Annotated in this window: 25 protein-coding genes, 5 tRNA genes and 1 rRNA gene; 11 read left to right on the top strand and 20 right to left on the bottom strand. The window is 27.0% G+C overall.

What is annotated here, in order from left to right:
* Positions 1–18 precede the first annotated feature (18 nt).
* Positions 19–1032, bottom strand: a complete 1014-nt coding sequence (locus D2845_RS00150; RefSeq protein WP_117275957.1) for an IS30 family transposase — start codon at positions 1030–1032, stop codon at positions 19–21.
* A gap of 326 nt (positions 1033–1358) precedes the next feature.
* Here D2845_RS00150 and D2845_RS00145 point away from each other — a divergent pair.
* Positions 1359–1445 (top strand) — tRNA-Leu (locus D2845_RS00145).
* 5 nt (positions 1446–1450) lie between these two features.
* A tRNA-Lys gene (locus D2845_RS00140) sits at positions 1451–1526 on the top strand.
* 114 nt (positions 1527–1640) lie between these two features.
* On the opposite strand, the gene tsf is transcribed toward D2845_RS00140, so the two are convergent.
* The 3 genes from tsf to arcA all read right to left on the bottom strand — a co-directional run bounded on the left by tsf (position 1641) and on the right by arcA (position 4939).
* Positions 1641–2519: a translation elongation factor Ts gene (gene tsf / locus D2845_RS00135; protein ID WP_110858351.1), complete on the bottom strand. Its 879-nt coding sequence runs from the start codon at positions 2517–2519 to the stop codon at positions 1641–1643.
* A 26-nt stretch (positions 2520–2545) separates the two neighbouring features.
* Entirely contained in the window at positions 2546–3427 is an 882-nt protein-coding gene (gene rpsB, locus D2845_RS00130) for a 30S ribosomal protein S2 (RefSeq protein WP_110858350.1), read from the bottom strand.
* A 273-nt stretch (positions 3428–3700) separates the two neighbouring features.
* Positions 3701–4939, bottom strand: a complete 1239-nt coding sequence (arcA, locus tag D2845_RS00125) for an arginine deiminase (protein WP_002881362.1) — start codon at positions 4937–4939, stop codon at positions 3701–3703.
* Between the two features lie 350 nt (positions 4940–5289).
* Here arcA and rpoE point away from each other — a divergent pair, with 350 nt between their 5' ends.
* The 4 genes from rpoE to D2845_RS00105 all read left to right on the top strand — a co-directional run bounded on the left by rpoE (position 5290) and on the right by D2845_RS00105 (position 7513).
* Positions 5290–5565, top strand: a complete 276-nt coding sequence (gene rpoE, locus D2845_RS05860; protein ID WP_002881364.1) for a DNA-directed RNA polymerase subunit delta — start codon at positions 5290–5292, stop codon at positions 5563–5565.
* Positions 5566–5613: 48 nt separating this feature from the next.
* On the top strand, positions 5614–6462 hold the full coding sequence (locus D2845_RS00115; RefSeq protein ID WP_110858349.1) for a class II fructose-bisphosphate aldolase: 849 nt from the start codon (positions 5614–5616) through the stop codon (positions 6460–6462).
* Positions 6463–6465: 3 nt separating this feature from the next.
* The gene (locus D2845_RS00110; protein ID WP_110858348.1) at positions 6466–7218 is read left to right on the top strand and encodes a thermonuclease family protein; all 753 of its coding nucleotides are present in this window, start codon (positions 6466–6468) and stop codon (positions 7216–7218) included.
* Between the two features lie 201 nt (positions 7219–7419).
* A tRNA-Ser gene (locus tag D2845_RS00105) sits at positions 7420–7513 on the top strand.
* Between the two features lie 152 nt (positions 7514–7665).
* Here the strand turns inward: D2845_RS00105 and argS are convergent.
* Positions 7666–9285, bottom strand: coding sequence for an arginine--tRNA ligase (gene argS, locus D2845_RS05855; RefSeq protein ID WP_231992782.1), 1620 nt, complete (start codon positions 9283–9285; stop codon positions 7666–7668).
* 65 nt (positions 9286–9350) lie between these two features.
* Between argS and cysS the strand changes: the two genes are divergently transcribed.
* Both cysS and rlmB read left to right on the top strand, forming a co-directional pair.
* Positions 9351–10556: a cysteine--tRNA ligase gene (gene cysS, locus D2845_RS00095; protein WP_110858346.1), complete on the top strand. Its 1206-nt coding sequence runs from the start codon at positions 9351–9353 to the stop codon at positions 10554–10556.
* The gene (gene rlmB / locus D2845_RS00090) at positions 10556–11251 is read left to right on the top strand and encodes a 23S rRNA (guanosine(2251)-2'-O)-methyltransferase RlmB (protein WP_002881370.1); all 696 of its coding nucleotides are present in this window, start codon (positions 10556–10558) and stop codon (positions 11249–11251) included. The genes cysS and rlmB overlap by 1 nt, the downstream gene beginning before the upstream one ends.
* 47 nt (positions 11252–11298) lie before the next feature.
* Here rlmB and arcC read toward each other — a convergent pair whose 3' ends face one another.
* From arcC to D2845_RS00070, 4 genes are all read right to left on the bottom strand, one after another.
* Positions 11299–12234: a carbamate kinase gene (gene arcC, locus D2845_RS00085; RefSeq protein ID WP_002881372.1), complete on the bottom strand. Its 936-nt coding sequence runs from the start codon at positions 12232–12234 to the stop codon at positions 11299–11301.
* 1 nt (position 12235) lies between these two features.
* On the bottom strand, positions 12236–13279 hold the full coding sequence (argF, locus tag D2845_RS00080) for an ornithine carbamoyltransferase (RefSeq protein ID WP_117275956.1): 1044 nt from the start codon (positions 13277–13279) through the stop codon (positions 12236–12238).
* Between the two features lie 204 nt (positions 13280–13483).
* Positions 13484–13945, bottom strand: coding sequence for a large conductance mechanosensitive channel protein MscL (locus D2845_RS00075; RefSeq protein ID WP_110858344.1), 462 nt, complete (start codon positions 13943–13945; stop codon positions 13484–13486).
* Positions 13946–14001: 56 nt separating this feature from the next.
* Positions 14002–14394 carry a hypothetical protein gene (locus D2845_RS00070; protein ID WP_002881378.1) on the bottom strand — a complete coding sequence of 131 codons (393 nt, stop codon included), beginning with the start codon at positions 14392–14394 and terminating at the stop codon, positions 14002–14004.
* A gap of 191 nt (positions 14395–14585) precedes the next feature.
* Between D2845_RS00070 and D2845_RS00065 the strand changes: the two genes are divergently transcribed.
* The 3 genes from D2845_RS00065 (at position 14586) to D2845_RS00060 (ending at position 18460) form a co-directional block, all read left to right on the top strand.
* Positions 14586–16280 (top strand): ribonuclease J, encoded by a 1695-nt coding sequence (locus tag D2845_RS00065; protein ID WP_110858343.1) that lies wholly within the window; start codon positions 14586–14588, stop codon positions 16278–16280.
* 376 nt (positions 16281–16656) lie between these two features.
* Entirely contained in the window at positions 16657–16902 is a 246-nt protein-coding gene (locus D2845_RS05850; RefSeq protein WP_170107388.1) for a hypothetical protein, read from the top strand.
* Positions 16895–18460, top strand: coding sequence for an MAG2960 family serine endopeptidase lipoprotein (locus D2845_RS00060; RefSeq protein ID WP_231992781.1), 1566 nt, complete (start codon positions 16895–16897; stop codon positions 18458–18460). Before D2845_RS05850 ends, D2845_RS00060 begins: the two co-directional genes overlap by 8 nt.
* 114 nt (positions 18461–18574) lie before the next feature.
* On the opposite strand, the gene recO is transcribed toward D2845_RS00060, so the two are convergent.
* The 11 genes from recO to dnaA all read right to left on the bottom strand — a co-directional run bounded on the left by recO (position 18575) and on the right by dnaA (position 25087).
* Positions 18575–19240 (bottom strand): DNA repair protein RecO, encoded by a 666-nt coding sequence (gene recO / locus D2845_RS00055; RefSeq protein WP_110858342.1) that lies wholly within the window; start codon positions 19238–19240, stop codon positions 18575–18577.
* Positions 19241–19283: 43 nt separating this feature from the next.
* Positions 19284–19387: ribosomal RNA gene (gene rrf / locus D2845_RS00050) — 5S ribosomal RNA — on the bottom strand.
* A gap of 117 nt (positions 19388–19504) precedes the next feature.
* Positions 19505–19581, bottom strand: a tRNA-Arg gene (locus D2845_RS00045).
* A gap of 5 nt (positions 19582–19586) precedes the next feature.
* Positions 19587–19661: transfer RNA gene (locus D2845_RS00040), tRNA-Cys, on the bottom strand.
* Positions 19662–19755: 94 nt separating this feature from the next.
* Positions 19756–20520, bottom strand: a complete 765-nt coding sequence (gene rsmA / locus D2845_RS00035; RefSeq protein ID WP_110858341.1) for a 16S rRNA (adenine(1518)-N(6)/adenine(1519)-N(6))-dimethyltransferase RsmA — start codon at positions 20518–20520, stop codon at positions 19756–19758.
* Positions 20521–20525: 5 nt separating this feature from the next.
* Positions 20526–21296 carry a TatD family hydrolase gene (locus tag D2845_RS00030; RefSeq protein ID WP_110858340.1) on the bottom strand — a complete coding sequence of 257 codons (771 nt, stop codon included), beginning with the start codon at positions 21294–21296 and terminating at the stop codon, positions 20526–20528.
* Positions 21297–22001: a phosphorylase family protein gene (locus D2845_RS00025; protein ID WP_002881388.1), complete on the bottom strand. Its 705-nt coding sequence runs from the start codon at positions 21999–22001 to the stop codon at positions 21297–21299.
* Positions 22002–22089: 88 nt separating this feature from the next.
* Positions 22090–22287, bottom strand: a complete 198-nt coding sequence (rpmB, locus tag D2845_RS00020) for a 50S ribosomal protein L28 (RefSeq protein WP_110858339.1) — start codon at positions 22285–22287, stop codon at positions 22090–22092.
* Positions 22288–22374: 87 nt separating this feature from the next.
* Positions 22375–22599 carry an RNA-binding S4 domain-containing protein gene (locus D2845_RS00015; RefSeq protein ID WP_110858338.1) on the bottom strand — a complete coding sequence of 75 codons (225 nt, stop codon included), beginning with the start codon at positions 22597–22599 and terminating at the stop codon, positions 22375–22377.
* A complete protein-coding gene (gene dnaN, locus D2845_RS05845) occupies positions 22600–23697 on the bottom strand; it encodes a DNA polymerase III subunit beta (protein ID WP_002881394.1) in 1098 nt (365 codons plus the stop codon).
* A 16-nt stretch (positions 23698–23713) separates the two neighbouring features.
* The gene (dnaA, locus tag D2845_RS00005) at positions 23714–25087 is read right to left on the bottom strand and encodes a chromosomal replication initiator protein DnaA (protein WP_002881396.1); all 1374 of its coding nucleotides are present in this window, start codon (positions 25085–25087) and stop codon (positions 23714–23716) included.

Genomic DNA, 25087 nt, shown 5'->3' with positions numbered 1-25087 from the left:
TTTTAAATAAGTAAATTTTTATAATATAAAATCATTACTATTTTCTTTTTTAAACAACTCCAAAGGTGTTAATCAGTTTAATATTTCTCTTGGCATATTGTTAATTTTGAAAACTATTTTTTCTAATTCTTCTTGGGTTATTTCATTAAAATCAAACCCCTTTTTAAATTCTCTTCTTAAAATCCCATTTCAATGTTCATTACTACCTCGTTGGAATGATGCATATGGTTCTGCACGATATATTTTTATGTCTAACCACTTAGCTAATAAACCAATTTTTTCAAATTCAATACCATTATCTATGGTTATGCTTTTGACAAATAAATTGTTATCTTGAATTAGATTTTTAAGACTTGAATTTATTACAAATCCAGATTTTGAACGAACTTTTATTGCGAATCCGATTCTTGTTTTTCTTTCTGTAAGTGTTAAAACATTGTAATATCCATTTGATTTTTTACCCAATACAAGATCAGCTTCTCAGTGTCCAAATTCTTTTCTTAAATCAATTTTTTTTGGTCTTGTTCATATTGGAAAAACGTAATCTGCTGAATTAACCAATCTTTTTATAACTGATGTAGTTCTTTTTTCGCCCTTTTTATATCATTTTCTTAATCTATCTTTTCTTTTGATAACTCAAAGATTTTTATTTATTCAGTTGTATACCGTTCTTAATGAAGGACAATTTATATTTGGATCCTTTTTTATCTCATGTAATGTAGCTTTCACACCATAGTATTTTTTGTCATATTTATTTTTGAATAATTCTGTAAACTTATCAAATTTATTCGGCAACAAAAATCTAAAATAATATTTATGTCTATGACGTTTTTTAGCCTTAATGTTTGCTACAATGGGGTCATAAGTTCCTAAACTTGTGTTTCTTTTTATTTCTCGCATAATTGTTGAAGGACTTCTATCTAATTTTTTTGCAATTGAACGTATTGATTTATTACGATTAAGCTCAAATTTTATATAAGATCTTTCAACTTCATTTATATGTTTATACTTATTATTTTTGTTATAATTCATATTGAAAGTTCCTTTATCTCAGGCGGGACTTTTTTTCTTATTTTTAAAAATAAAAATTCAAGTGTCCACAACTATATTTTATATCTTTATTGTGTTGCACTTGAATTTATAATTAAGCACATAGACCAAAAAATATCATGGTCTATGTTTTAATTTATAGAAAATTTATGATTATATTTTTTGTTTTATAAACAAATTTTTATTGCTTTTTAAGTTGAAAAATGCAAGCTAAAAAGTAACAAAAATTATTTAATTATAAATTCAAATTTTTTTTGTCACTTTTAGAAAAATATATTATAATAATAAGGCATTGCATTTAAGTCAATGCCCAGATGGCGGAATGGTAGACGCTACGGACTTAAAATCCGTTGACTGTAATGGTCGTGCTGGTTCAAGTCCAGTTCTGGGCACCAAATAAGCGCCCTTAGCTCAGAAGGTAGAGCAAATGGCTTTTAACCATTGGGTCAGAGGTTCGAATCCTCTAGGGCGTACCATTTCAGGTCACTGACATTTAAAAACTCACAAATTTACTTGTGGGTTTTTTATTTTTTTAACTATCTTAAATTTTAATAAAAAATCTAGGAAGATTTTTTTCCTAGATTAAGCAATTATATTGTCATTTGTTCAGCAACTTCAGCAGCAAAGTCGACAGTCTTTTTTTCAATTCCTTCACCGACTTCAAATCTTTTAGCATCGACTAAACTTAGTTTTGATTCATCTAAATATTGTGCAACAATTTTTGCATCATCCATAACAAATGGTTGGTATAATAAAACACCTTTTTCATTGAATTCTTTTTTTAACAAACCTTGTTTAATTGACTCTTGAATTTTTTCTGGTTTATTTGCCAAAGCTGGATTTGTTGCAATTTTTGCATTAATTTCATTTAATTCTGATTCTGAAAGATTTTTTTCATTTAAGTATGCTGGGTTTAGGGCTGTGATATGCATTGAAACATTTCTTAATGCTTCGGCATTAGTTCCGTTTGCAAGTACAATTGTTGCCACACGATTATTTGCATGTGTATATGCAGCAATTACTTGATTATCATTAGCAACAAATTTATGTGCTCTTCTTAATCAGATTTTTTCACCAATTTTAGCTGTTAATAAACTTGTATGATCTTCAATTGAAACACCATCGATTTTAATTGCTAGTAGTTCTTCATTGTTTGTAAATTCATTGACAAATAAAGCTTCTTCAATTTTATTTGCTAATTCAATGAATAATTCATTTTTTGAAACAAAATCTGTTTCTGAATTAAGTTCAAAAATAACTGCAATATTGTTTTTAACTGCGGCTTTAACAATCCCTTCAGCAGCAATTCTTCCAGCTTTTTTAGCTGCTTTTAAAATTCCTTTTTCTTGCAATCAATCAATTGATTTTTCAATATCATTATCATTTGCTTCCAAAGCATTTTTAACATCTAAAAAACCTAAATTTGTTCTTTCTCTTAATTCCTTAATTTTTTTTAAATCGACTGACATCTATAATACCTCTTTATTTTTTAAAATTATTTGTTTTCTTTTTGCTCTTTTGCTTCTTTTGGTTGTGCTTCAGAGTTTTGATTATATCTTGCAAGTCTTTTTTCTTTGTTTTCAGCTGCTCTTGGATCTTCTGGTAAAACTATTTCTTCATTTGACTTAAATGCAAATAATTGTTTTCCACCACGTGCTGAAGCAATTGCATCGGCTAAGATTGTAATGATTAATGTAATTGATTTCGCCGTATCATCATTTGCTGGAATTACAAAATCAGATAAATCAGGATTTGAGTTTGTGTCATGAATTGCAAAAACTTTAAGTCCTTTTCTTTTTGCTTCTCTAATAGCAATTTCATCTTCAATTGGTGAAGCAACAATCATCACATTTGGCATTTGTGCATTTGAAGCTAGTTTTCTAATCCCGCCTAAATTCTTTTGTAATTTTGCAATTTTTTTGTCATATAAAAGTCCTTCTTTTTTAGTATAACCTTTATAACCATTTTTTTGCAATTCTTCCAATCTTTCAAGTTCTTTAACACTTCTAAAAATTGTTTGTGAATTTGTTAGTGTTCCGCCTAATCAACGTTCTGAAACATACACTGAATTTGTTCTTGCCGCTGCTTCTTTAATGGCATTTTTAGCTTGTTTTTTTGTTCCAACTCAAATAAATGAAACTGGTTTTTGAGCCATTTTATTTAATAATTTGTAGGCATATTCTAAAGTTTTTTGGGTTTTAGCAATATCAATAATATGAAGTCCAGCTCTTTTTCCATAAATGTATTGTTTCATTTTTGGATTTCAACGACTTACTTTATGTCCAAAGTATGTTCCTGCTTCTAATAATTTTTCTCTTGAAACAATTGGTTGTTCAACCGGAGTTTGTTTTTGTTCAACTGGTTTTTGTACTGACATATTTTTTCCTTTTTATTAAAAAATTGTTTGTTTTATTCTTCCTATTGCTTCGAACAATTAACACCAAAAAATGGCACAAGCAATTGAATCCACAATAGTGTTTGATAAATTAAGATAACTGAATAATTTATCGCTACTTTTAATTCTTAAAAAGTATGAATAAATTTTAACATAATTAAATTTTTTTCAATATAAAATCTCCTAGCAACAAGCACTAGGAGACTTCTTATTAATATATAAAAATAAATGATCTTGTTTTTCTAGAAATTTTAGTTATCACTTAACATCTTTACGTGATAAAGGCATTGACATACAACGTGCATTACCCATACCTAGAGACAATTGGTTACCATGGAATGGAATAACTTTAATTCCTGCAGCTTCTAAAGCAGCATTTGTTTTCACATTACGTGAATATCCAATTACCACACCTGGTCTAATTGCTAGGTAGTTTGTACCATCAAAGTGGGTTTCTCTTTCCACTTCGATTTGTGAAGCACTATCACCCCCGATAGGAATAAGAATTGGTTTTTTATGAATGATTGATTCTAGTATTGCTTCAAGTGATGATCCATTTTCAACTGGTTTTGGTTCAGCTCCACCATTTACTAAATCATAATCTCAGAATTTGAATACATCATTAGCAATTGGTGAGTATAAGAATTTATCCTTATCTAACATTGTTAGTCAGGTATCTAGATGCATTAAGTTTGTTCACTTTGGAACATTAATTGCAACAATCCGTTTGAATTCACATTCTTTATTAGCAACGATATTTTTAGCTAATAAAGTAATTGTTTCTAAGTCAGTTCTTTCAGAAACGCCAACTACTAGTGTGTCATTGTTATAAATAAACACATCTCCACCTTCGATTGATAATTTTAATGAAGGATGGTAGTAAATTGGAGTATTAACTAGTTTTGGATGATTTGCAAAAATAAATCTTGAAAATAATGTTTCACGTTGTCTAACTTTGTAACGCATGTAGTGGATTGTGATACCGTTACCAACTGATGCAAATGGGTCACGTGTGAAATATAAATTAGGCATTGGATCAACAACTAAATCTTGGCATTTACAGTTTTTAATTCCTAAATCATATTTTGTAATACCAGCCATCATTACTTCAATTAATTCTCGGGTTGTTTTTCGTGATTTTAGGAAGTCTCGAACAGCAATTTTGTTTTCTTCAGATAAAACTGGTTCTGAATCTTCCAAGAATTCTTCAATCAATTTGTCTTTAGCTTCTTGTGATGCTAAATCATATGTTTCAGCTACTAAGTCAGTTAACTCAATAACATTCACATTATTAGCTTTCAATTCCGCAACAAATTGTTTGTGTTCTTTTCTTGCGTCATGGCTTTCTAGCATAGCTGAAAATAATAATTCATCTAGTCTAGATGGTGTAATGTAATCAATTTCATGCCCTGGCTCATGAACTAGAACTGATTCTAATTCACCAATTTCTGAATAAACATGAATTCCTTTAAATTTACTATCAAATACAGACATTTTTCCCTTTCAAATATAAATAGAAATATTTGTATGTATAAATTTTTACCAAATCTTAGTATGATCTTAGTATGTTCATTTATACATTTCAATTATACTATTTTCTTGCCTTATTTTTTCATAACTAACTAAAATAAACCTAATACTTAGGTTTATTAAGAAAATAAGACCACTAAAAAATAAGAAATTTGACTAATTATTTTGTTTTTCTTGATATTTTGAAATTGGATAAATAAAAGTTTATAATATAGACATAAACTATTTGATATTTTTTTAAAAACACTTATTTCAAAAACATAACTTGATGTATATTGTACAATATACATACCCCATTAAGTAAAGGATAAAACATGCAAGAACAAAATAAAGAATATAAAACACTTTTAGATGTTGTCGAAGAAATTTTAGATGGTAAGGATAATATGGAATTTGCAAAGCTATTTGATATGACACAAAAAATTTTATTTCCAAGATGACGTAATGAAACAGACCCAAACATTAGTGATGATGCAATCTTGTTAAGAAAACGTGGGGAACTATATCGTTTATTAACCGTAGATGGTAGATTTTTTCATAATATTGATGGAACATGAACAACAAAAAGACCTGAATTTATTAAAAACTAATTTCAAGCAGTTAGTTTTTTATTTTATTAATTTTTACTTAAATTAAATATGATTGTTAATGCAAAAGAAATTTTAAATAATGCATACAAAAATCAGGATGTTGTTTTTCAAATAAATATTAATAATTTGGAATGAGCAAAAAATATTTTGTTAGCAGCAAATGAACTAAAAAAACCAATTATTCTTGGAGTAACACCAAATGCTGCAAAATATTTTGGTGGATATCATGTTTGTTATAATCTTGTAAATAGTTTAATTTTGGATTTAAAAATAAAAATTCCTGTTTGTTTACATTTAGATCATGGAAATTTTGATGATTGTTTAAAGGCAATTGCTGCAAATTTTAGTTCAATTATGTTCGATGGCAGTAGATTACCATTTGAAAAAAATTTAAAGTTATCTAAAAAAATCTTAGAAATATGCCACAAAAAAAATCTTTCCGTTGAATGTGAAATTGGAAGAATTGGTGGTAATGAAGATAATATTATTAGCAAAGTTGCATATACGGATATCAATGAAGCAATTGAATTCAAAAAAATTGGTGTTGATATGCTTGCAATCGGGATTGGCAATATTCATGGGCAATATCCCAAAAATTGGCAAGGAATAAATTTTAAACTCCTAAAAAAAATAAATAAAAAACTTAATATTCCACTTGTTTTACATGGGGGATCAGGAATTGATAAAAAAGATCTTAAAAAATGTATTGAAAATGGAATTGCTAAAATTAATATCAATACTGAATTACAAATTGCTAATGCCAAAGCAATTGAAAACTTCATTAAAAATAATGACATTATGAAAAATAAAAACTATAACCCAAGAAAATTATATAAACTAGCAAACAAAAGCATTTTTAATAAAACAAAAGAAATTTTACAAAGATTTTTAAATTAAAAAATGAAGAAGAAATTATTTTTAAAATTAGGTTTAGTTACTACTTTATTTTTTTCATCAATGCCCTTAATTCAATGCACATTTCCAAACCAAAAAAATGATAATGATCATGCAGCAAATGAGCAAAATGCTACTAAAAATAAGGAAGTTTTTTTAAATGAAAATAGTTTAGTATTGAATCAAAAAGAATATTTATTTTCAAATTCCTTGCAAGCAAATCATGCAACAGAAGTTAAATTAAAATCAGTTAATGATGGTGATACAGCTCAATTTATTAATTTAAATAATCAAAATCAAAGCAATAAATATAGATTTTTTGGAATTGATACTCCCGAAACAAGAATTAGAATAAATAATCGTTTTGAAAATACAAAAGGTTTGCAATATAAATACGGTAAACTTGCAACAAATTTCACAAAAAATTATTTAGAACAAGCAAAAAGAATTTGGGTAATCCCCCAAGTTACAAAAAGTTTCGGCAAGAAAAAAGAACCACAAAACATTTATGACCGTTACCAAAGAATTATTGCAATTATTGTCCTTTTAACAAATCAAAATAATTTAATTTGTTTAAATAAGGAACTTGTTGATAATGGTTATTCAAAAGTTTATTATATTTCTTTGAATAAAAAAAATCCTTATTACACTGAAAATGACAATTATTATTGATATCTTAAAAAATCAGAGCAATTTGCACAAAAAAATAAAAAATTGATTTGAAATAATGATATTAATCAAATTTATCCAAAAAAATAATTAAAAAGTAAGAAGAATAAAAAAATTCAATTCTTGCTTTTTTATTTAATTTTTAGAAATATATTAATCATTTCATTTAATTAAATAAATAGTTTAAATTTGATGAATTAAATTTAAATTAAATTAAATTGGTTATTTATATTTTTAAATTTAATATAGTATATAATTTGTACTGCATAATTTAAAATACAATAATCTCATGGGTAAGTACTCAAGTGGTCGAAGAGGCGGTCCTGCTAAGACTGTAGGGGTGTCTAAAGCACCCGCGGAGGTTCAAATCCTCTCTTACCCGCCATTTTTTTTATGCAAAAAATAAACTTATATCAAGTTTGTTTCAAATTTACAATTTTTACCTCCCTATTTTTATTTATATTAAATATTAATTAAAAAAAATACCTCCTTATTGCATAATCAAATAAGAAGGTTTTTTTATTTTATTTTTTTTACTTACATTTTATTTGGAATATCTAAATCCATTAATTTCATTCCGTCTGCTAAAACTGTTTTTACAGCTTTTACTAAGGCAACATAGCTTTCTTCATTTGCTGAGTTAGCAACTTTAATGTTTGAATAAAATGAATTAAAAGTTCCGGCTAATTTTAATAAATATGGAGGCAATAAGTTAACTTTGTAATTTTTACCCATTGATGCAATCAAATCAGGATATTCTTTTAACTCTGCAATTAATTTTTGTGAAAATGTATCACTAAATTCAGTTGCCTGCGGATTTTTATAAGCAAATTTTTCTAATAATTGTGCACAACGTGCATGGGCATATTTGATGATGTAAAGTGAATTTGTTTCATCTGTACTTGTAACTTTTTTAATATCAAAATCAATTCTTGAATTATATGATCTTTCAATTAAAAAGAATCTAATTGCATCCTTACCAACTTCATCCATTAATTCTCTCATTGTTAAAGAAGTACCAAGACGTTTTGACATTTTAATTTCTTTACCATTTTTCATAATTCTTATCAATTGGAATAAAATAACTTCCATTTGATCTCTACGGTAACCTAGATCCTCAAAAGCAAATTTAATACGTTCAACATAACCTGAGTGATCTCCACCTCAAACATCAATAATAATACCTTTTTCAGGATCATTTAAAGCCTTGAATTTTTGTTCGTGGTAAGCAATATCTGCACACATATAAGTTGAATCACCATTTGCTTTGATAATAACTCTATCTTTATCATCTTTGCCTCCTTTGGTTGTTTGCAATCAAGTCGCACCATCTTTCTCATATGTGGTTTTTAGTCTTTTAATTACTGGTCAAACCAAATTTTTTTCATATTGTTCTTTTTCTGATGTATAAATATCAAATCAAACACCAAATCTTTTTAGATCTTTGTTGATGTTCATTAAAGCATATTCTCTACCAAATTCTCTAAACAAGTCTTCCACTTCAGGTGTGTACTCAGCATTTTTGTATTGATCTTGATATTTTTCATGAAATGCACTTGCAAATTGAACAATATCACCACCACGATAAGCATTTTCTGGTAATTGATAATTTTCATCAAAAATTTGTTGATATCTTGAATAAATTGAAATTGCTAATTTATTCATTTGATTTCCATAATCATTAATAAAGTATTCACGAGTTACATTGAAACCCGCTTTTTCTAAAATATTTGATAATGTAGCACCAATTGCTGCATTACGAGCATGACCGATATGTAAATATCCAGTAGGGTTCGCTGAAACAAACTCAATATTTATTTTTCCTTTGCCTTCCTTTAAGCCATTTCCATATTCAGCGCCTAATTTATTGATTATATTAACAGTTTCTGCAAATACTGCATTTGTTACTCAAAAATTAATAAAACCAGGTTCAGCAATTTTTATTTCACTAATTTGATTGTATTTATTTAAATCAATATTTTTAACAATATCTTGTGCAATTTCAATTGCTTTTTTACCCAAGTCTTTTTGTAGTGTTAAGGCAATATTTGTTGAATAATCTCCATAATTTTTTGCTTCTGTTAATACAATTTCTTTTTTTATCTTTAATTTATCTAAAGATTCTTGAATTGAATTTATAATAATATCTTTTGCCATTTTCATAATTTAAATTATATAGCAAATGTATATTAAAAGATTTTAATTTCATATATAATGATGACATGAAAAAATATTACTTATGTGGTCCTACAGTTTATAATTATCCCCACATTGGAAATCTAAGACCAACTGTGACTTTTGATATCATGATTCGCGCTCAAAGATTCTTAGGTGAAGAGATTTTTTATTTAAACAATATCACTGATATTGATGACAAAATCATTCAAAAAGCAATCAATGAAAACAAAACAGAAAAAGAAATTGCAAAAAAATATGAAGAATATTATTTGCAATTATTTGACACATTTAACTTAGAAAAACCTACAAAAATTGTTCGGGTTACAGATTCATTGCAAGACATTTATGATTACATTAGCATCCTTCTAGAAAAAAATGCTGCTTACAAAGTTGCGGGAAATGTTTTTTTTGATGTCAAACAATTTGAAGATGTTTATGGAAATATTAGTAACCAAAAAATCAATCATCTTGTTTCAGAGGATGAAAAGATATTGGGTAAAAAAAATCCAAATGATTTTACACTATGGAAAGAAACAACAAATGGCATTAAGTTTCAAAGTCCGTTTGGTTTAGGTCGTCCTGGATGACACACAGAATGTAGCTGTTTTATTGCCAAATATTTTCAAGGGCAAACAATTGACTTGCATGGTGGAGGAATTGATTTAATCTTTCCACATCATGAAAATGAAAATATTCAACATTGAGCAATCTATAAAAAATCAATCACAAAAAAATGAATTCATTTTGGCACTTTAAATTATAAAAATCAAAAAATGTCAAAATCAATTGGTAATTTAATTTTTCCACATGATTTTTTAAAAAAATATGATGCTGACACATATAAGTTATTAATTCTAACAACCAATTTTGCAAAACCAATTAATTTAACAGATGAACTTTTAGACTCAATTCAAACAATAATCAACAAATTCAATCTTTTAAACAACACAATTCAATTGAAAAAGATTGAAAATGAGATTGATGAAAGAAAAGTTAAAGAAGTAATTGAAGAGATTGCTAATTTGAATTTTTCAAATGCTTATAAAGAAATTATTCAACTTACCAAAAAAGAAGATCAATATAAAACATTTTTAGAAATTATGAAAATTCTTGGTTTTATTTTTCCCCTTAAAATTATTAGTCAAGAAGATAAAAATCTATATAATCAATGACAAGCGTTGCTTAAAAATAAAAAATACAATCAAGCTGATGCAATTAGAGAAATTCTAAAAGAAAGAAAATTAGTATAATGAAAAATTTTATTTATGGTAAAAATTCTGTTCTTGAAGCAATTAAAAATGATTATCCAATTAAAAAAATTTATTTAGCTTCAAATCTAAAAAATCAAGCAATTAAATTTAAAAATATAACCTACTTGACAACAAAAGAAATGGATAAACTAATAAAAGGTAATCACCAAGGATATATTGCTGAAATTGAAGCTTTTAAATATGATGATATTGGCGTGATTCTAAAAGATAAAGCTCAAGCAATTTTAATTTTGGATCATATTCAAGATCCCCAAAATTTTGGTGCAATTATTCGTTCAGCAAATGTATTTGGAATTAAGCATATCATTATTCCTAAAGACCGTAGCATTGATGTCACTCCGGTTGTTCTAAAAATTTCTTCGGGCGGATTTCGCGATACCAAAATTATTAAAGTATCTAGCTTATTTGAAGCAACTGAATTTCTTAAAAAAAATCGTTTTTGAATCTATGCAACAGCACTTGATAAAAATGCTAAAAAAATTTCAGATACAAACTTTAGTTTCCCAATTGCAATCATCATGGGCAATGAACATAGTGGAGTTTCAAAAACATTATTAAAGCATGCTGATGAAATTATATATATTGAACAAGATAAACAAGCAATTCAATCACTGAATGTTAATGCTGCAACTGCAATTTGTCTATATGAAATCTTTAAGCAAAGCAAAAAATAATAAGAAAAAGTCAAGAAGCAAATCTTGACTTTTTTTATGCTTTTTGATTAATTTAAAGTAACTTTTGTGCCAACTTTTTCATCAATAATGTCTTCTAAGTCTTTTAAATCACCAATGAATGCAGCTTTTCCACCTTCTTCAACAAATTTGATTGCAGCTTGTACTTTTGGTAACATGCTACCAGGTGCAAATTGTTTTTCATCGATGTATTTTTCTAATTCAGATTTTGTAACGTGTTTTAGATCTTTTTGATCTGGTTTTCCGAAGTTTACTTTAACATAATCAACGGCTGTTAAAACAATGAAATAGTCAGCATTTGCTAAAGCTGCCATTTTTGCTAAAGCAAAGTCTTTATCAATAACGCCATCAACACCTTCGATTGTGCCACATTCATGTTTGATTGTAGGGATACCACCGCCACCACCAACAATTACTGTTGCACCTGAATTAATGGCATTTTTAATTTGATTAATACCAACGAAGTTGATTGGTTTTGGTGAAGCAACAACTTTACGAAAACCACGTCCAGCGTCTTCAACAATCACACTATTTGGATTAGCAGCTTCTGCTTCTTCTTTTGTACCAAAGAATGGGCCAATTGGTTTTGTTGGGTTTAGAAATGCAGGATCCTTAGCATCAACTAAAGTTTGGGTTAAGATATATAAAACTTCTTTTTCTTTTAATCCTTCTTTATTAAATGCATTAGTAATTGCATTAACCATATGGTAACCAATGTAACCTTGTGACATTGCACCAGCTTCTGGTAATGGCACTAATGGTGATTTAGGATTAACTGAAGCCGCACTAACAAATCCATTGAAAATCATTCCAACTTGTGGGCCATTTCCATGTCCAACAATAACTTCGTGTCCAGCCTTAACTAATTCAGCAATTTTTTTTGCAGGAATTTTTACTAATTCTTTTTGTTCTTCAGGAGTATTTCCTAAAGCATTTCCACCTAAAGCAATAACAATTCGACTCATATTAGTATCCTAGTGTAGCTAAAATAACTGCTTTAATTGTGTGCATACGGTTTCCAGCTTGTTGAATTGATTTGTTGTATTTTGATTGGAATACTTCATCAGTAACTTCCATTGCACCTGTTGCAACAACTGGATATTTTGCGCCAAGTTTTTCTTTAATTTCTGCTGAGAATAAAGTTTTATCATCATGAAATGCAGGTAAGCAGTGTAAGAAAATAACACTTTCTTTTGCAGCTTTAATCATAGCCATATCAACTTGGAAAGCACCTAATTCTTGAATACGTGATTCAAATAATTCAAATGGTTCTCCTAATGATACTCAAACATCTGTATAAATTGCGTCTGCATCTTTAGCAGCTTCTAATTTATTATCTGAAAATGTTACTGATCCACCATTACGTTCAAATAATTTTTGAACTTCTTCATAAACGTGTTTATGATCTGGACCACTTTTAACAATTTCTCATTGTGCTTTTGGACAACACATAACAATGTGTACACCAAAGAATGCAGCACCAATCATTAATGAACGAGCAACGTTGTTTTTGATGTCACCAGCAAAAACAATTTTCTTTCCTCTTAGGTCTCCAACAACTTCTTTAAATGTTAAGTAGTCAGCTAGCATTTGGGTTGGGTGTTCAGCATCGGTTAACCCGTTTCAAACTGGTACACCTGAATATTTTGCTAAAGCTTCAACATCTGATTGTTTGAATCCACGGAATTCAATTCCATCATACATTTGTCCTAAAACCATAGCTGTATCTTCAACTGATTCTTTTTTACCAAAGTTTGAACCTGTAGGTCCGATGTATGTACAACTTGCACCTAAATCTGCAGCTGCAACTTCAAATGCACATCGGGTTCTTGTTGAGTCTTTTTGAAACATTATTACAATGTTTGAGCCTGTTAATGGACGATTATTAACATGTAATCCTTGCATTTTTGCTTTCTTCAATTCTCAAGAAAGATCTAAAAGATAATTAATTTCATCGGTTGTAAAATTTAGCGCTGTATCTAAACTACGACCTTTTAAATTCATTGGCATATAATAAATAAATCTCCTATTTAAATTTTTTAATGTTTGGAATTTCTAAGTGTTTTTTATTATTTCATGAAATAATAAATAAAACACTTTAAAATTATAGCAATTTTATTTTTATTAATTTTCTAATTAGAAAAAAATAAAAAAATTGAACTTTAAAGGTCCAATTTTTATGCTGTTTAAATGAAATTATTTAAAATAAAAATCTTATTTTTTTTGTTTTGAGATTGAATCAAATTTTTTATTTAAGTCTTGAAGTTCCTTTAGAATTAATTCTTCAACAGTTGGTTGTGGGACTTCTATTTTTGGTTCTTCAATTGGTTGTTTTTTAGCTCTATGATAAGCAATAATATTTTTAATTAAAAAAACTAGAAAAAGAATAAGAAATACAAACAGTGTTACAATTAGAAACTGAATTAAAGCAGCTAGAAATTTACCAATTAAAACATTCCCTGCTTTAAGATCTTTTACACTATCAACACTAAAGATTGAAGCAATTGATGCCATAATTACGTCATTTGCCAATGAAGCAACAACAGCCCCAAAACTTGCTCCTAATAATAGTCCAATAGCAAGCATGAAAATATTGCCACGCTTTAAAGCTGCTTTTGCATCTTTAAAAGCTTTTTTAACATACATTTTTTTATCTTTTAATTCTTCTTTTGTCATTCTTTCCTTCCTAAAAATTTCAAAATATTTTTGCTTTTATTTAATTTTTTTTATGCTTAATAAACTTTTGTTTTTACTATAATTCCAATGTTCCCAATTCATGATATAACTCATAAAACCGGAAGTAATGTTGATAAGAATAAAATTATTTTTCCAAATGCTTGACTCTTTCAACTTGACATTGTTAATATTGCTAAATCCAACACATATGTTAAAACTGCAGTTAGTAATCCTGAACCAAGGATAATAAAGTATGTCAGATTTGATTTTATAATTGATTTTATTCGATCAAATGTATCTTTAAAACTCTCAGTTTCAATTTTTTCTTTAAGTTCCTTTATAGCAGGAGCAGCATTTTGAATAATAAAATAAATTGCAACTCCTAATAAAATAATTCCAACTACCTTTATAATTAAAGAAACAATTGATAGTTTTCTTTCGCTTGTCATAATTTCCCCTTATTTTGAATATTTTTTATCTAAAATTTAATACAATATACATTCAATATATTGAACTATTTAGTTTAAACACAAGTTGTAAAATTATTATAGCAAATTTGTTAAAATAATCATTAAATAAACACGCGGTTGTTTTGCATTAAAATGATTAAATGACAATAACATTAGGAAGGAGTTGTTTTATGAAACCAACAAAAATTTTTGGATTGGGTGGAATGCAAGAAATTGGAAAGAGTACATTGATTATTGAATATGATCAACATATCTTTATTATTGACACAGGAATAAAATTTTCAGATACCTATGTTACAGGAATCAATGGTTCAATTCCAGATTTCACTTATTTAACTGAAAACCAAGATAAGGTTGAAGGTTTATTCATAACACATGGGCATGAAGATCACATTGGTGGTGTACCTTATTTGGTTCAACAAGTCAATATCAAAAGAATCTATGCTCCAAGAATTGCAATTCAATATTTAAAATTGAAATTTAGTGATATGAAGATCAAAACAGATGTTGAATTTATTGAAATAACAAAAGACTTAGTTGCTGATTTTGGAGATTGCTCAGTGGATTGATGAACTGCTCAACATTCAATTCCTGATGCTTTTGGAATAAGAATAAAAACACCGAATGGAAGTTTAATGATGACTGGTGATTTTAGATTTGATTACACCCCAATCGGAAACATGACTGATTTTTCAAAACTAAAGCAAATTGGTGAAGAAGGATTGGACGTTTTATTCTCAGATTCAACAAATGCAATGCGTCCAAATCACTCACCTTCTGAAAGTGATATTTTAAAAGATATTAAAAAATATATGCTACAAGCTGAAAGAAAAATTATTGTCACAGCGTTTGCATCGAATCTAACAAGAATCAAAGCAATTATTGAACTTGGAGCAGAACTTGGAAAAAAAGTAATTGCTTTTGGTCGCTCAATGGTTGATAACATTGATATGGGAAGAAGACTAGGGTATATCAATGCACCTGATGAAATATTTATTGATAAAAAAGATTTATCAAAATACAATGACAATGAATTATTAATTCTAACAACAGGGTCACAGGGTGAAGAGTTGGCTTCACTTGCAAAAATGTCATATAGCAAACACCCAAATGTCACAATTAAATCAAAAGATATTATTATTTTTTCTTCAACACCAATTCCTGGAAACAAATCAAAATGTGAGTTATTAATTAATCGTCTATACAAATTAGGAGCAATCATTTATGAAAATGGTGTTGATGGTTACTTACATACCTCAGGTCATGCTTATAAAGATGAACATCTTAAAATTTTTGAACTAACTAAACCTAAATACTTTATGCCATATCATGGTGAGTTTCGAATGAGTGTTGCACATGGTCAAACAGCAATCCAATCTGGAGTAGACCCAAAAAATGTTATTGTTGCAAATTTAGGTGATGTTTATTATTTAGAAAATCACAAAGTTAGTTTATCAAAAGAAAAAGTTTACTTTGGCCCTGTTTTCATTGATGGTAACATCTTATCAAAAACCAATTCACAAATCATGAAAGAAAGAATGGAACTTGGTGAAAATGGTTTTATTCATGCTGTTTTAGCAATTAATAAATCAAAAAATATTATTCTAGGAAAACCAAGAATTATTTCACGTGGGGCATTTTTTGTTAAAAATGCTTTGCATCTTATTGAAGAAGCAAAACGTTTAATTCATGGTGCTGTACTCTACACAATAAAAAATGAAAAAGATTGAACAATTCCAAAATTAAAACAATTAATTATTGATCGTTTAAATCCATTTTTTTATAAGCATAAACGCAGAAATGTTGTGATTATTCCAAGCATTTTACTAGCTGATCAAAATAAAGAAACACAAAAAACAAATTAAGTTTAATTGAAATATCTATGTATTTAAATATAGATATTTTTTAATTATAAATATTTAAATTTTTTGTTTAAACTACCCTAAGGAAATTTAATATGTCAAAAAATAAACAAATAAAAAAAGTTAAATATCTCTTTGCTTCAGTTATGACATTTTTTCCTTTAATTTCAATTTTGTCATGTACTAATCAAAAACAAATTAAAGAGGAAGAAACAAAAAAGATAATCCTACAGATACGCAACCAAATATTCCAGATACCCAACCAAAATTAGCAAATGAACATTTCATTTCTCTTGACCAATTAAAAAATACGAGTCCTTATGAAATTCTTCAAAATACAAAGACTTTTATTGAGAAAAAGATTGAATTTGAACGTTTTTTGAATGATAATAGATTGAATTTTACAAACCAAGTTAATCAAGAAAATACTAAAACATATTGAGAATTTGTCAAGCATTTAGGCGAGTATGGCAATATTGGAACAACAAGTAAGCAAAGAACAAAGTTTTATAACCCAAACATTCCACTTGGGTATAATTTAAGCCAAAAATATTTAGAAAAATTTACTGAAGATGAAATAAAAAACTTAGAAATTAAGAATCTTAATTTAATATGATTTGATTAAAACTAATCCATTTGGTTTTCTTCCATCAAATTTAAGTCAACTATTTCACTATGTTGATTTTAAATCAATTGAAAGACTTTTAAATTTAAGAGAAATTACAAAATTAAAAGCTAGATATGATGATTATAAGGGTGTATTTGAATTACTTGTTTTTGCAAACAATAATAAACATTATTATGCAATTAATAAAAATCAAGAAAACAATAATTCCCTTAAAAGAAATCTTGATTTTTATCAATATATTTATGACCGTAGTTTTGAACTAAATATCAACTTAAAACAATGATTTGATAATGAAGATTTAAATTCAAAAGATAGATTGAAAAAAATCTTAGGTTTTACTAGTGGTTCAGGTACTGCTTGAGTAATTGATCGAATTAAAAATAACCAAGACAATGATCATTATGAATTATTATTAGCTACAAATATGCATGTTTTCAACTTTAGAAATACTTTTGATAAAAGTTTGCATGTTCATAACAAAGGGATCAAAGAAGAAAATTGGGATACTTATAAAGTAGGTTTTTATGATGGTACGGACGCAACAAGTGAAGATACTCGAAACCAACAAATTCATTTTAAAACTAATCATACAAGAGAAAAATTAGATGAAAATTTTGGTAATTTTGAATTTAGTAAAAACAAATATGAAAATAATAAAAATGATTATGTTGATGCTTTTGAGGCATATTCACAATATCTAGATGCACCTTATTATGTTCCAAGATATGAAAGTGATCATATTTATATTGAAAACGAAAAACATCGACTAAATCATTTTGGTAATAATAACAAATGGTCACACACAAAAAACTCTGGAGCTGATCTTGTGACACTACGTTTAAAAATTAAAAAAAATAAACTAAAAAATGTTTTACCAAGTTTAGCTAATGTAATTGAAACGGACAAGGAAAAAGATTGATATATTAAATTTGGAAAAAAGAAATTTAGTCCACTTAAAACACAATTTTATGCAGGCTATTCAAAACATTGAAATCCATTTAATAGAGTTATTCAATTTCATGGAGTAAAATCCCAAGGTGGTTTAATTTCAAGTCAAAGAAAAATTGTCGAAGATTATTATTTTAGAGATATATGACTAAAATATAATTCCAAACAAAATAAGGAATACAATGCAATTAATCAATCTTGAAAAAATTATCTTAACCCGTTTCTTAAAGATGCAAATAAAGAAATTTTAAAAAATGAACATGGAATGCCATTGACAATTCTTGATCAATTTTCAACACTTTATTCCAATATTCCACTTGGAGAATTAGCGCTTAAAGAAGGTGCTTCAGGTTCAATGGTAATTGATTCATCGTTCAATGTAATTGGAATTCTAAACACTGAAATTACTGATACAGGTGGAGAATATAAATATATTCCTCTTGGAGATAATAATATTGTCGTTCGTAAACAAACAAATGGAATTGTATTATTCAAAAGTCTAAGCAATGACTATAAAACAAAAAATTCAAGTTCGCCACATATCATTGATGGATTAATTAACAAATTAAAAAGTGACAAAATTAAAACAATTAAACTAAATCCTTAAGACTAAAAATTGATCAAATCCAAGAAAAAAGCAAGCATCAAAAGCCTGCTTTTTATCTTTATATTTAATTTGGTTTATTTCAAAAAAATTTAAAATAAAATTGTTTTTAGCAAATTAGATTATGGAATTAAGAACTTCAATGATCATGGAATTAATTTGAATTGAAATATTTTCATCAAAATTTTTTACAAATAAATAAAAATCCTTATTTAGTCAATAAATTGCTTTTAAAAATTCAATGTTTTTGGTTGCCTGGGAGTGCTCTTTACAAAGAAAACCGCCTTTATAAAATTCAAAATCAACAATATTTTCTTTATTGTTACATTCAACACAATGCTCAAAATTTGGTTTAAATCCAAAAACTTCTAAAAGAGCTAATAATAAATAACTAAAAGTTTGATTTGGATTTGTTTCGACATTTTTTAAAAAAATTTTATATTTGTTTAAAAAATGACTTATTTGTTGATTATTAATTTTCTTTAAAAACATTAGCGTTGTATTATATATCACTTGTAATGTTGTATTAAAAGGAAAATTTGCAAGCAATGTTGCTCTTTTTAGCGTATTTATTTTATTAAAAAATTTTGATTTAATTATTTCTAAGTTAGAAACACCTAAAATTGGAAGATTTAATTTGTTTTTAGAACTAGGCTTTTGAATTCCTTTTGCATACAAAGAAATAATCCCATTTTCAGACAAAACTTTTAAAATTGCATCATTGTCTTGATGATTTTTAATTTCTAACACAATTGCTTCAATTTCATATTCTTTATTATCCATAATTACAATAATTTTACTTTTTGAATCAAAAATAAAATAAAAAAAAGAGCAACGACCTATTTTCCCTTATGGTATCGTCGGCACTGAAGGTCTTAACTGCTGAGTTCGGAATGGAATCAGGTGGGCCCCTTCGTTATGGTTGCTATGGTTAACATTATATCGAATAAATTTTTTTATTTTGAATTTTTTTAATTTTTTTAAAATATAAAATTAAATCAAAAGAAAAAAGCACGTAATGTGCTTTTAAGGGTCTTTTTTTTGATTTGGCGCGCCCGGCAGGAGTCGAACCCGCAACCTTTTGGGCCGTAACCAAACACTCTGTCCAATTGAGCTACGGGCGCATTAATGGAGCCACCAACCGGATTCGAACCGGTAATCAAGGTGTTGCAGACCTATGCCTTGGCCGTTTGGCTATGGTGGCAAGCAACACTTATTTTGCTTCCTTAATATTATATTACTTTTTTAGTCATTTGTTTTCTATAATTTGCAAAATAAGTAAAAATATCTAAAATTAATTATTTTAAAAATTCAAAAAAGATTTTTTTATATTGATTGATATCTAAATTTTCAGCTCGAGACAAAAAATCAATCTTGTTTTGTTCTAAAACATCAAGAATTTTTTCTTTTTTGTATTTTGTTAATAAATTATTGACCAAAGTTTTTCTTTTAAATTGAAAACATAATTTTATAAAATCAAGATACTCATCTAAATTAAAATTATTTTTTTGATCAAATGTAATTTTAATTACCATTGAATCAACTTTTGGAACTGGATTAAAATCATTTGCTTTTGCAACTAAAATTTTTGAGACACTACCAATACTTTGAACTGAAACACTTAATTTACTATAATTTTTTGAATTTGGAGTTGCTAATATGCGTTGTCCGACTTCTTTTTGAACCATCAGTACCACATGTTTTAAATATTGATTATTTTTAATTAATTTAAAAATGATTTCTGAGGTGATATTATAAGGAATATTTCCAATAACAATTCTTTTTTTGCTTGATGAAAGATTTGATAACAAAAAATCTTGATTTAAAAAATTGATATGTGAAGGTAGTTTTTTTTCTAACCAAAATTGATAAATATCATTATCTAATTCATAAGCATCAAGCGATTTTACTTTATCAAGCAATAAATTTGTTAACGCCCCAAGTCCAGGCCCTATTTCAATTACATCTTCATTATCAATCTCTGCAGCATCAACAATTTGTTGTTGAATTTTTTTATTAATCAAAAAGTTTTGCCCAAAACTTTTTTTAGCCTTGATTTTCATGCTACTTAAACTCCAAAAACATTTTTAATATTTTTTCTTACTTGATCAACAAATGCTTTTTTATCAATATTTTTAAGTTTCGCAATGTATTCATATGTATATTTTACATAAGGGCTAATATTGGGTTTACCACGCATTGGCATTGGTGCTAAATAAGGTGTATCTGTTTCACAAAAAATTCGATCAATTGGAATAAAGGTTACAGCTTCTTGCAATGATTTTGCATTTTTAAAAGTAACAACACCTGAAATTGAAAAATAAATATTTTTAAAAGGAAGTAATTTTTTTACAAATTCTAAATCACCACCAAATGAATGCAAAACGATTTTTATGTTTGCATACTCTTTTTTAGTAATAATTGAAAAAGCATCTTCAAGTGCATCGCGAATATGAAGCATAGCAACAAGATTGTTTTTATTTGCAACTTCTAATTGTGCTAAAAAAGATTGAATTTGAATTTCTTTCGAGGGAGAGTCATCATAATGATAATCCAACCCAATTTCACCAATTGCAATCACATCCTTAGTAATAATTGATTCTAAAAATTCGCCATCTTCTTTGCCTTTTGCAAGTGTTGGATGAATCCCAATAATTGGATGCATAAAATTGCTATCTTTTTTACAAAGTTCGAGTAACTCAATGCAATCTTCTTTTGAAGTACCAACAATAAAAATTTTTTCCATATCTTGATTTTTTCATTCAGTTACTACTTGATATGGTTGCTCATAATATTCCTTGAATGGATGTGTATGAATATCAATATATTTAAAATTCATTTAAATCTCCTTTAGCACTTTTAAAAATATTTTTTGTACTTGATTTTTTCATTGATTTTCTTTGGTTATATAGTAATTTTCATTGAAGAAAATGTTATCGGAAACAATTTTAATTGAAGAGATATCTTTTTTTAATTTATTTGCACATTGAATTAAAGCACAAGCTTCCATATCCAATAAAGCAACATCAGAAAAATTATCTTGAATTTTTTTTAAATCGTTGATTGAAAAAAAACGATCTGCTGATAAGATATTTTTATTTTCTAAAGAAACAATTCTTTTGATTTTATTATTTAAAAAAACACTTGTTTGAAATTCATATTCATCATCTGGTAGTTGCCCTAATTTATACCCAGGTATAGTTTGTAAATCAACATCAAAGAAGTATGCTTTGTCAACCAAATAAGTTTTTGTAATTCCAATTTCCTTATCACAACATCCAACTGGACCAATATTAATTATTTCTTTTATTTGATAGTCATTTTTTTCTAAAATTGCAACTGCATTTGTCAATGAAAAAGCAGCATTAGTTTTTCCAACCCCACAAAATAATAAAGCATATTCTTTATTGAAGACAATATTTTTATATATTGATAAGTTTAATTGTTTAAAGGAAAATAAAGTTTTGATTAGATCATTTTCTTTTAAATCAAGATCAAGTTCAGTTTTTTCAGCAAAGACAAATAATGTTATTTCTTTTTTCATAATAATTAATCCTCAACCATTGAATAATCATTCAATAAATTTGATAAAAAAATTCTTGGCATTACCAAGAACTTATTATATATTGAAATTAAGCCACTAAACCATATTTTTTTAAAGTACGAGCATTTTTAGCAGTAACTCTAACGGTTTTTTTTGCACCATTTTCAGTTAGAATTGTTATTTTTTGTAAGTTAAGATCAAATGTTCTTTTTGTGATGTTCAAAGCATGTGATCTTTTGTTTCCACTTAAAGACTTTTGACCTGTTAATTGATCTCTTCCTGGCATCTTAATCTCCTTTAGTTTATTTTTGTTGTCTTGTATGTAAAATTGCTATCTTAATATTTTATATTAATTTGAATTTTTTTTATATTTTTATTGATTTTGTTCAATTGCTTGCTTAATGACATAAATTTGGTCATCAATTCAAACAATGTCACCAACATGGATTTTAGCATTTCTTCCGTTTGGAATACGATCATTAATCTTGACAATGTGGACATCTAAAAAATATTTTGTTAATCCCCCTGTACGGCAAGCACCAATTTTTTTAAGAAATTGACTTAACTTAATTTCTTTGCCATAAATTTCAATCTTCATTTAAAAACCTCTTTGTGGTGTAATTAAATGAAATAAATTAGGATTTGAATTAGAAGTAATAACAATTCGCATTTTATCTGGTGTTAAAGATAATTTAATTTCATCATCAAAGCTTTGAATGGCATCTTTTAAAAATCTTGAATTCAAAGCAAGTTTTAGTTCATTTTCAGTGTAACTAAAGTTTTTTGATTTAATTTCAGCATTGGCAATTTCTTCTCTTGTTGATGAAATTGTAAGCACTTGATCCAAAATATGCAATCGAATTTTATTGTAATTTTCACTAATAATAACTGAAGCTTTATTCAATAAGTCATTCAATTCTTTTTTAGAAATAACTAAAACATTATCAAATGATTTTGGAATGATTTTTGAAACATCTAAATAAACTTGATCAACTACTTTGGATTGAATAATTGAACCATCAATTTCGAATGAAATTTTTTGATCCGAAAAATTAAGAATAACGTCACCACTGTAATCAAAGTTTAAAAGGTCTTTTAAATTTTTAGTAAGAACTGAAATATTGAAATTTACATTTTCTTCAATATCTAAAACTTCTTCAGCATATCGATATTTATCTGTTGCAACAAATTTTAATTTTTGATTTTGAGCTGAAATATTTATACAGCACAAAATAATATTTGTTTCAAGTGAAGATGAAGCAACAGCAACATTTCTTACCATTGATTTAAACTTTTGTCATTTTATTTTAATTTGTTCACCATAGATTGAAAAATCAATGTCAGGATATTCAAAGATATTGTACAAGTTCAATGAAAAATGATCATTTTCAGTTTCAACATTCAACTTATTTTCTTGCGATTCTAAAACAATGTCATTTTCAAGTTTTTTAATAATATTTCTAAAAAGATATAAATCAACCAAAATTCTTCCTGGAGTAATAATTTCTGCATCCAATGAAGTAATAATTTCATGTTTCACACTTATTGTTCCATTCGAACCAATCAAGGTAATTTTATTGCCTTCAGCAACAATTAGAATTCCTTTTAATTCAGGAATGAAAGGATTGGGGTCAATTGCTTTTGCAACTCGTTCAATAATTGAATCTAATAATAATTTATTAATTTTTAATTTCATTTTATGTCCTTAATAGTTAGATTATTTTTTTTAGCATATTTTGAATTTTTTCAATTGCATTTTTTAATGAAGAATTGCTTTGGATATTGGCCTCAATTCATTTTAATGAAGCAATCACTGTTGAATGTGTTTGATCACCAACCATTTTTCCAATTTCTTTTAATGTAAAATCAAAATTATTTTTTAGAAAATAAATAATTATTTTTCTTGGAATAACAATTTCTTTTACCCGGCTGCTACTAATAATTTTTTTCCGATCAACACCATAATACTTGCAAACTGTCTCAATGATTCTTTCAGGAGTAATACTTTCTTTTGATTTTGTAACATTTTTAAAAATATTTTGCATTGTATGAAGATCATAAGTAAAAAAATCATCACCATCTGAAAACAATTTAATCCGGCTAATTGCTCCTTCAATTGAACGAATTGATGTTGAGAAATTTCTTGCAATATATCTAAGAGCGGCATCTTCTCAAAGATCAACATTAATGTGATTTTCTTTTAGTTTGAACTTTAAAACTGAAATTACATCTTCAAGTTCGAGATTGTTAATTTCAATTGTCAAGCCTCCTTCAAATCTTGTTAAGAAGCGCTGTTCAAACCCACCAAGTTGATTAGGACTTTTGTCGGCACAAAAAATAATTTGTTTGTGATTACTTTTCATAATATTAATCACATTAAACAAAACATTTAGTGTACTTTCTTTATTGCCATATTGTTGCACATCATCAAACATCAAACAATCATAAGAAGTTAATTCATCAACAATTTTGTTAATTTGTTCTTGGTTTTTCAATCTTAATTGTTCAACTAATCTTCTTGTTAAAATATCCGGATTAACATATAGACATGTTTTATTTTTTTTAACAAACTCATTCCCGATTGCATGCAACAAATGTGTTTTTCCAAGTCCACTGCTTGAATAAATAAAAAGCGGGTTGTAATTATCTTTATACTCCTTGGAAATTTCTTTTGCTGCTTTTAAAGCCATTTTATTGAAATTGCCAATTGCATAATTTTCAAATGTAAGATTATTTTTTACATTGTTATTTGACTTATTTTGAGTCTCATTTTTTATAAATTTTGTTGTCTTTTCTTTATTCACCAATTCTTTTATTTCATCAATATCAGAAATAAAAGTCAAAGAAACTTTTTTTTCTAAAGCATTTATTAGTGCACGTTGAATTGTTTCATAAAATGTTGTTTTTATGTAATCAATAATATATGTTGGAACCAAGATATATGCATTATCATTTGAAACAAAAATCAATTTTAACTGTGAAAAAAAACTTTCATAAGTCATTGAATCACTAGCTGTATTTTTTAATTCATTTTGCAAAATTTGATTGCTAATATTTAAATCCAATTCTTCGTCTTTGTAATTCAT

This window comes from Metamycoplasma alkalescens (assembly GCF_900476125.1).
In the GTDB taxonomy this organism is placed as follows: domain Bacteria; phylum Bacillota_I; class Bacilli_A; order Mycoplasmatales; family Metamycoplasmataceae; genus Metamycoplasma; species Metamycoplasma alkalescens.
The sequence above is the reverse complement of the archived record's forward strand: the minus strand, read 5'-3'. Positions and strand labels throughout refer to the sequence as shown.